The organism is Novosphingobium album (ex Liu et al. 2023) (assembly GCF_029076845.1).
Classification (GTDB): domain Bacteria; phylum Pseudomonadota; class Alphaproteobacteria; order Sphingomonadales; family Sphingomonadaceae; genus Novosphingobium.
Genome location: NZ_JARESE010000123.1, coordinates 1 through 7168 on the forward strand (window position 1 = coordinate 1; position 7168 = coordinate 7168).

The 7168-nt window shown below is 70.3% G+C and carries 15 protein-coding genes; all 15 read left to right on the forward strand.

Annotated features, from left to right (window positions below):
- Window positions 1–535 (forward strand): hypothetical protein (locus tag PYV00_RS24260; RefSeq protein WP_275230911.1); only part of this gene is annotated, 535 nt, incomplete at its 5' end.
- 358 nt (window positions 536–893) lie between these two features.
- Window positions 894–1415, forward strand: coding sequence for a hypothetical protein (locus PYV00_RS24265; protein WP_275230912.1), 522 nt, complete (start codon window positions 894–896; stop codon window positions 1413–1415).
- A gap of 96 nt (window positions 1416–1511) precedes the next feature.
- Window positions 1512–1967, forward strand: a complete 456-nt coding sequence (locus tag PYV00_RS24270; protein ID WP_275230913.1) for an XRE family transcriptional regulator — start codon at window positions 1512–1514, stop codon at window positions 1965–1967.
- A complete protein-coding gene (locus PYV00_RS24275; RefSeq protein WP_275230914.1) occupies window positions 1964–2263 on the forward strand; it encodes a hypothetical protein in 300 nt (99 codons plus the stop codon). The genes PYV00_RS24270 and PYV00_RS24275 overlap by 4 nt, the downstream gene beginning before the upstream one ends.
- Window positions 2260–2487, forward strand: coding sequence for a DUF2312 domain-containing protein (locus PYV00_RS24280; protein ID WP_275230915.1), 228 nt, complete (start codon window positions 2260–2262; stop codon window positions 2485–2487). Before PYV00_RS24275 ends, PYV00_RS24280 begins: the two co-directional genes overlap by 4 nt.
- The gene (locus tag PYV00_RS24285; protein ID WP_275230916.1) at window positions 2487–2705 is read left to right on the forward strand and encodes a hypothetical protein; all 219 of its coding nucleotides are present in this window, start codon (window positions 2487–2489) and stop codon (window positions 2703–2705) included. Before PYV00_RS24280 ends, PYV00_RS24285 begins: the two co-directional genes overlap by 1 nt.
- The gene (locus tag PYV00_RS24290) at window positions 2705–3079 is read left to right on the forward strand and encodes a hypothetical protein (RefSeq protein WP_275230917.1); all 375 of its coding nucleotides are present in this window, start codon (window positions 2705–2707) and stop codon (window positions 3077–3079) included. Before PYV00_RS24285 ends, PYV00_RS24290 begins: the two co-directional genes overlap by 1 nt.
- Window positions 3079–3321, forward strand: a complete 243-nt coding sequence (locus PYV00_RS24295) for a hypothetical protein (RefSeq protein ID WP_275230918.1) — start codon at window positions 3079–3081, stop codon at window positions 3319–3321. Before PYV00_RS24290 ends, PYV00_RS24295 begins: the two co-directional genes overlap by 1 nt.
- Window positions 3318–3503, forward strand: coding sequence for a hypothetical protein (locus PYV00_RS24300; RefSeq protein ID WP_275230919.1), 186 nt, complete (start codon window positions 3318–3320; stop codon window positions 3501–3503). Before PYV00_RS24295 ends, PYV00_RS24300 begins: the two co-directional genes overlap by 4 nt.
- Window positions 3500–3685, forward strand: a complete 186-nt coding sequence (locus tag PYV00_RS24305) for a hypothetical protein (protein WP_275230921.1) — start codon at window positions 3500–3502, stop codon at window positions 3683–3685. Before PYV00_RS24300 ends, PYV00_RS24305 begins: the two co-directional genes overlap by 4 nt.
- Window positions 3686–3822: 137 nt before the next feature.
- Window positions 3823–5694, forward strand: a complete 1872-nt coding sequence (locus tag PYV00_RS24310) for a ParB/RepB/Spo0J family partition protein (protein WP_275230923.1) — start codon at window positions 3823–3825, stop codon at window positions 5692–5694.
- 107 nt (window positions 5695–5801) lie between these two features.
- Complete coding sequence (locus PYV00_RS24315; RefSeq protein ID WP_275230924.1) at window positions 5802–6116, forward strand: hypothetical protein; 315 nt, start codon at window positions 5802–5804, stop codon at window positions 6114–6116.
- 1 nt (window position 6117) lies between these two features.
- On the forward strand, window positions 6118–6348 hold the full coding sequence (locus tag PYV00_RS24320; protein WP_275230925.1) for a hypothetical protein: 231 nt from the start codon (window positions 6118–6120) through the stop codon (window positions 6346–6348).
- Window positions 6341–6682, forward strand: coding sequence for a hypothetical protein (locus tag PYV00_RS24325; protein ID WP_275230926.1), 342 nt, complete (start codon window positions 6341–6343; stop codon window positions 6680–6682). The genes PYV00_RS24320 and PYV00_RS24325 overlap by 8 nt, the downstream gene beginning before the upstream one ends.
- On the forward strand, window positions 6679–7168 hold a 490-nt coding region (locus tag PYV00_RS24330), incomplete at its 3' end, for a J domain-containing protein (protein WP_275230928.1). The genes PYV00_RS24325 and PYV00_RS24330, both read left to right, overlap by 4 nt.

The window sequence follows — 7168 nt, forward strand, 5'->3', positions numbered from 1 at the left end:
TAGCCGGCGGGGGCGCGGCGTCCAGCCGCGTCCCCAAAGGTCTGCCCTCTGTTCTCGAAAGCCTGCGCTCATGATCGCCTTCCGCCATCCCCTGGTCGATGCGCTTGGCGGGGACGCCGATCTGCGCGACCGCGTGCCCTTCATCCTGCCGTTCGAACTGCGGGGCTGGCCGGATTCGCCCAAGGTCCTGGGCCGCCGACCTTGCCTGCTGGTGCGCGACCACGCCGCGGAACTCGATGCGCTCAAGGCGGCCAACCGCTCATTCATCGCCGCGCTTGCCGGCGGCCTTCAGGTCCCGGGCGATCTCCTCGAAAAGCTGCTCGTTCGTCGCAGCATCGGGCGAATCGGGTATGAACTCGCCGAAGCAGAAGCCGCATTTGTAGTAACGCGCCGCTTCGAGCTGGTGGACGAATACCGTGCCTTTATGGCCGCAATGGCAGGTAACCTCGCAGGCTGGCATCCCGTTGATAACGACGCGGCCGGTGATCTGGCCCATGCTTTTCCCCTTTGGGCGCACGCAGGGCCGGCGGCATGACGCGGCGCTCCGGCCACGGCCTCGCGACTCTTCGTGGGTTGCTCTCAAGCCCCACGATAGCCGGCGGGAGCGCGGCGTCCAGCCGCGCTCCCAAAGGTCTGTTCTGTCCATGCCCGCAGCCTAGGGGCGCGGCGCTTGCCGGTCCCTCAGAATCGGCGGGTGATTTTCTGGCCGGGATCAGTGCTCCCCGGCCGGGTGCGCGCCGCCGGCGGCGCGGGGTGGCGTGCCCCTGGTCCAGCGAAAACCGGGCCGCGCGTCTCATCCATCCGCTCGCGAATGGCGGAGCCGGACGCCTGCGGGCGGTGCCCGTCGATCCACAATGTCGCCCCGCCGCCTTGTTCGCATCGGCGATCGCGGCATGACGAAGCACCGCCCGCCTCTGACTTTCGAGGCCGCGCTGGCCCGGGTCGTCGGGCAGTTGCCGGGCGACTGGGCCGAGGCGGCGCAAGTCTGCGGCCGGGCGGCCAGCACCGTGCGCAACTGGGGCAATCCCGATCTGCCCGAGGGCGTGCCGGTCGAGTGCGCGCTCGCGCTCGATCTCGCGTTCCAGGGCGCGGGCGGCCTCGGCGCGCCCTTCTACGAGGCCTACACCGTCCAGCTCGAACTGGCCGCCACCGATCGCTTCGCCGGCCCGGCCGCCCTGCTGCAGCTGCTGCCCGAAGTGCTGCGCGAAAACAGCGAGGCCGAAATCGCCCTCGTCGCCGCCGCGCGCAACGGCGCCGGCCGGCACGACCTGAAAGCCACCTTGCGCGAGATCGACGAGGCCATGGCCCGCTTCCGCCAGGCGCACCAGCTCATCCAGTCCTGCCTCGGCGGCGCGGGCGATCCCGCCACCGCGCCCGAACCCCACGCCACCGGCCCCCCGCCGCCCGACCCGTAACCCGGCCCCGCCGACCAAGCCCGATCCGCATCCGTCCCGCGCCCGATCGTCACTGCGACGTTCGGTGCGCTGTCCCACGCCCGGAGTACCCAGCCGATGCCGCGTACCCTGCCGATGTCCCCCGGAACCTACCTGCGCCTGCGCCGCGAGGCGGCCGACCTGCCCCTGCCCGTCCTTGCCGCGCAGGTCGCCGGCGCGCCCGATCGCCTGCGCCCCGTCACCGCCGGGGACCGGCTCGAGCTTCAGCGGCGCATCGAGGCGGCCGAGCGCGACGAGGCCCCGCTGACCATGCCGCAGGCCGCGCTGCTGCGCCGGGCCTTCCCGTTCGAGCTGGGCGTCTACGAGCTGCTGCTCCTGCGCCACCAGGCCGGGCCCGGCAATTGCCTGCCCGAACCCCAGCTCTGCCGGTTCTGCGGCTGCTCCTGGCACGATTGCTGCGCCACCACGTCGGGCCGCCCCTGCGCCTGGGTCGAAGGCGATCCCACCCTCTGCACCGCCTGCGCCCGCCGCGCCGAGGCGCAAGCGCGCCAGACCGAAAGGGAACCGGCATGAGCTACTTCGGAAACGAGACGCGCGCGCAACTTCGCCAGTTGTTGAAGAGCAATGGCGCATCGGCCGAACGCACGAGCGTGATCGTCGATCTGGCCTGCCACGCGGCGGACGATTCGCTGAAAGCCCTGCTGGCGGTCGTCGAACGCGCGGAAGGCGGCGGTGCGCAGATGATGACGCTGGAACTCGCCCTGCAGCTGGCGGACGGTCAGATGCAGTCGATGCTCGAGGCCGCCCATGCGGTGGCTGGCAAGCTCAATTTGCGTCAGGAGGCAATGGCCGTGGTGGTGAAGCCATGAGCGACGATCGCCTGCGCCTCCTGATCGAGCGCGTCGAGCGCCTCGAGGAAGAGAAGAAGGGCGTCTCCGACGATATCCGCGACGCCTACGCCGAGGGCAAGGCGGTCGGCTACGACGTCAAGGCGATGCGGCAATGCGTGCGGCTGCGCAAGATGCGGCCCGACGATCGCCGCGAAATGGAATCGGTCCTCGAAACCTACAAAGCCGCGCTGGGGATCGGGTGATGGCCGTCACCAACCGCGAGGCGCAGATCCTCACCCGATCCGAGCGCGGCATGACGGCGTCCGAGATCGCCGCCGATCTCGGCCTGCGCAAGGTCTATGTCCAGTCTATCATCGTCCGGCTGTCGGGCGGCTCCGACGATCAGCGTAAACATGAGAACATGATGGTCGAAGGCAGCCGCTCGCTTGCCAGGGCGATTGTCCGGGCGAGGGCCAGCTGATGCGCTGGTTCCTCAACCTCGGCCGCCGTTGCGGCAAGACGGCCGCGAACGCTCCCGGCGATTCCCCGGACGAGTGGCGCGCCGGCGACCTCGCCGAGTGCCTGAACGCCAATGGCTGGTTCCGCAACGGCATCTACCCGGATCACGGTCCGGCCTGCGGTGACGTCCGCATCGTCCAGGTGGTCGAGATCGCCGCGCACCTGCTGGCCGGCGAGCCGACCATCGTGCTCGAGTTCGCGCGCTGGCCCCGCAAACTCTACCCCGCTTACTGCTTCCGCAAGATCACGCCGCGCGCCGACGCGGCCGAGCGGGCCGATCCCGCCTTCGTCGCGGATCTGCGCGCGCAACCCGCCCGAGAGAAGGAGGACGCCTGATGCCAGCCGCCGAAGCGCGCGCCGCCGCCCATGCCGAGTATCCCGAACCCCTGGATCTCGCCGATCTCCCGCTGACCGCTCTCCCGCTGACTGGGGCCGATCGCCGGATGGCCCGGACGCTTGCCTTCGCCGAGCGCGTCGAGCGGCGTCTCGGATGCGTCTACGCCGCGATCGTCGCCAGCGTCGTCGGCCTCGTCTTCGTGCCGGCGATCGTCGGCCTCGTTCGGAGCCTGCGGCCGTGATCGCCGGGCTGTTCGAGGTGTGCCGCGTCGTCGCGCTGGTGCTGGACTTCCTCATCCTCGGCAAGATCGCCGCCGATGGCTTTTCCCCGCGCCGGACGCTGGACGCCGATGTCGTGCCCTTCGTCGCCGCCTTCTTCGTGCTCCACCTCGTCGCGCTGCTGGCCAGCGAGGTGCGGGCATGAGCGGCCGGATCACCCGCATGATGCGGCGCACCGGCATCAACATGCTGCTCGCGCGCGGGCGCAAGCCGCGCATCCTGCCCATGTCGCGCGAGGAAAGCCGCATCCTCGCCGAGCTGAACCGCCGCCGCGCGCTGCGCCTGGCGTGCAGGCGCGGCGAAAGCACGGCGGAGCCCAAGCCGTGAAGCCGCGCCCCCGCCCCTGCTCGTGCCCCGAATGCGCCGAGCTGGATCTCGCCTATCCCGGAGAGGGCCTGCAGCTCGCCTTCCCCCTCGCCGAACCACGCCGCCGCGCGCCGGCCAAGGAACAAGGAACAGCTGGCATGACCGTCCGATCCGTTCTCGTCCAAGCCCTGACCCTCTCGCCGTTCAACGTCCGCCAGAACGAGGAGGACGCCAACGCCACCGGCGCGCTGGAAGCCTCGATCGCGGTGCACGGCCTGCTGCTGCCGCTGATCGTCCACCCGATGCCGGATGACGCATCCTATGGCGTGCTGGCGGGAGGCCGCCGGCTTCGCGCGATCCAGCGCCTGGTCGCCGACGGCCGGTTGCCGGCCGACTGGCCCGTCGATGTCATCGTGCGTGAGCTGCTGCCGGCCGAGATCACCGAACTTTCGCTGGCCGAGAACCTGCTGCGGCGCGAGTTGCGCCCTTACGAGATCCACGCGGCGATCGCGCGCGCGCACGAACAGGGCGCGAGCGTCGGGGAGATCGCCGCCAATATCGGCCAGCGTGAGCGCTGGGTGGTGCAGCAGCTTCGCCTCGGCACGCTCGTCCCCGAGATCCTCGAAGCTTACGCTTCCGGGACGCTGGCGCTGGACGACGCCACAGCCTACGCCGCGACCGAGGATCACGACTTGCAGCGCGCGGCCTGGTCGCGATTCGCCAAGGCGGCGAAATGGGATCGCCAGCCGCACCATATCCGGGCTTTCCTCAAGGTCGGCGATCGCGAGGCCGAACGTCTGCTGCGCTTCATCGGCGAGGACGTCTACCGCGCCGCCGGCGGCCGCTTCGAGCTCGATCTTTTCGCGGACGAGGCCGAGACGCGCGGTCGCGTCGTCGACGAGGGACTGCTGCGCCAGCAGGTCGAGAACAAGCTTGCCCACCTCAAGCAGCAGCTGCGCCAGCAGACCGGCCGAAGCGATCTGCGCTTCGCCGCCGAGCCGCCCCAGGCCCACGGCTACGCCGATCACGCGCTGGAATTCGTGCCGAAGACGACGACGAAGCGCGGCGTGACCAGGATCGAGCTGCCCGATGGCGAAGTGGTGGCCACGCTCGAGATCAGGCCATCGGGCGAGGCGGAGCCACGCTGGTGGTGGGCCAGCCGCAAGGCCCGGCGCGCGGCCGAGAAAGGCGGCGCCGATCGGGCGCCGCTGCCGCCCGACCATCCGGCCCGCGTCTCCGAGGCCTCGGGCTTCGATGCTCTGGCCAACCACACCGCCGCTCAGGCCGCGCGCGCCGCGGTCAAGGATGAGCATGGCCTCACCGCCGATGGCCTGCAGGTGCTGCGCTCGCTGCGCCGCGAGCTGCTGCGCGCGATCCTCGTCGCCGATGCGCTGGGGGAAGGGACGCTTGGCCGTGACTACGCCGTCTGGTCGCAGCTTCGCCAGGCGCTGGGCCGCGATCGCCATACCCACGTCGGCGCGCGCGGCCTCGCCAGCCCGTGGGACATTTCGGGGGATTCGGAGCCCACCGACGTCGTCGCGCCCTTCGTCGGGGAAGCGAAGGCGGGCGAACTGTGGAAGGCCACCGTCGAGAGCGTTTGCGCCGAGAACTACATGACCGTCGAAGATCCGGCGGACGCGTTCACCCATTTCCACTTCACGTCCGACCAGAAGAAACGCCTCGCCGGCGCCGTCCTGGCGGGCCTCGCCCTCGTCCGCTCCGCCAACGTGCCGGGCTGGCGCGTCGGGCCGCACGATCGCCTCGCCCGTCTCGCCGGGGCGACCGACGAAACCCTGCGCGAACTATGGGAACCCACGCCCGCTTTCCTCGCGCTTGTCCCCAAGATGAAGCGCCTCGAACTGGCGCAGCCCCACGTCGAGGCCGAGGCATTCCGCTCCTGGCACAAGCTCGTCGATCCCGTCCTCACCGGCGCCGCCGCCGGCGTGCTGAAGGACGCGGGCTGGATACACCCGCTGCTGTCCTTCGGTGTCGCGCCAGAACAGCACGAGACGAGGGAGGCGGCCGAGTGAACCCCGGCGCCTCCCTCAACCCACCCACCAGTCAGGCGGCTCCCACCAGCGCAGGAGGATATCATGAGCTAGACGGCAGCGCGGCGCGCGCGAAACAATCCCAATCTGTGGAGGGGCGGCGTGCCGGAACCACGCGCCGCCCCGACAGCTCGCGCGCCCTGCGCGCGGCGATCTTCGCCGAAAGCGCCCGGGCCGAGGAGCGCAGGCGCCTGGCGCGCAGCGTGGGCACGATCACCAGCACGCTCGACAGCCTGGCCGACCAGGCCGTGGCGCGCTTCACCCCCGCTTCGACCCGCGACGATCGCCAGTTCGCGCCCGATCGCGAGCCCTGCCCCCGCTGCGGCACGCGCGGCGACATCGGCTGCCGCCACCGGCGGCCCAGCGAGTCCAGCGAAATCCACCAGTCCGATGGAGCTGCCTGAAATGAGCTACGCCATGCTGAGCCAGTTTACCTGCGATCGCTGCGGCGAGGTCCACAGCCGACCACTGCAAAAACACCAAGAAAAGTTCTTGTGGTCCGGCCCGGATCGGCCCTCGTCATGGCTGAGCGTGCATGGCCGTGGCGGCCACCGGCACCTCTGCGAGCACTGCGCTGTCGAATTCGATGCATGGGTTGAAGGCGCTCCTGAACCGGAGGCGGTTGAGCATGGTTGACGATCGCCTTAAGGACGCTCCCCGGCTCGGCCCTGAGGCGCTCGAGGCCTGTGCTTTCTGCGGGCGTGCCATCCCTGCGACCGAAAGCCCGATCTTCTATCGCGTTACGCTTCGGCAATGCGGCATGGATATGCACGCGGTCAGCCGGCATCTGGGCTTGGTCGCGTTCTTCGGCGGCGGCGACGCCGGGTCAGCCCTCGCGAGGGCGATGGGACCGTGCGAGCAGCCCGTAGTCCAGATCGCGCGCGGTCAGACCAACGTCTGCATGCGTTGTGCCAACGACCATCCCGACATCATGACCCTTCACGCGGTAGCGCTGGAAGGTGGGGCATGAGCGAGCCGCAGATCCGGTTCGCCTATCCGGTCGATTGGCCGATCGGCCGGCTGAAGACGATCGCGCGCAAGCCCGCGCTGTTTCGCTCCGGTGACCGCCCCCTGCTGTTCGACGAAGCCGTCGGCCGCTTGCGCGAGCAGGTCCGCAAGGTCACGCTGAACGGCCACGCCTGGCGAATGCTTGAGCTGACCCTCTCGACCAACTGCCCGCTCCGTGCCGATGGCCGCCCCCGGCGAGACCAGGGTGCCCCGGCGGACCCCAGCGTCGCTTTCTTCTTCGAGCTGGACGGCCGGCCGCACGTCCTCGCGTGCGATCGCTGGAACACCGTGGCCGACAACATCGCCGCGATCGCCGCGCACATCGAGGCGCTGCGCGGTCAGGAACGCTGGGGCGTCGCGGACCTTGAACAAGCCTTCGCCGGCCACGTCGCCCTGCCCGCGCCCGAGCAATGGTGGCAGGTACTCGGCGTGCGCGCCGATGCTTCGC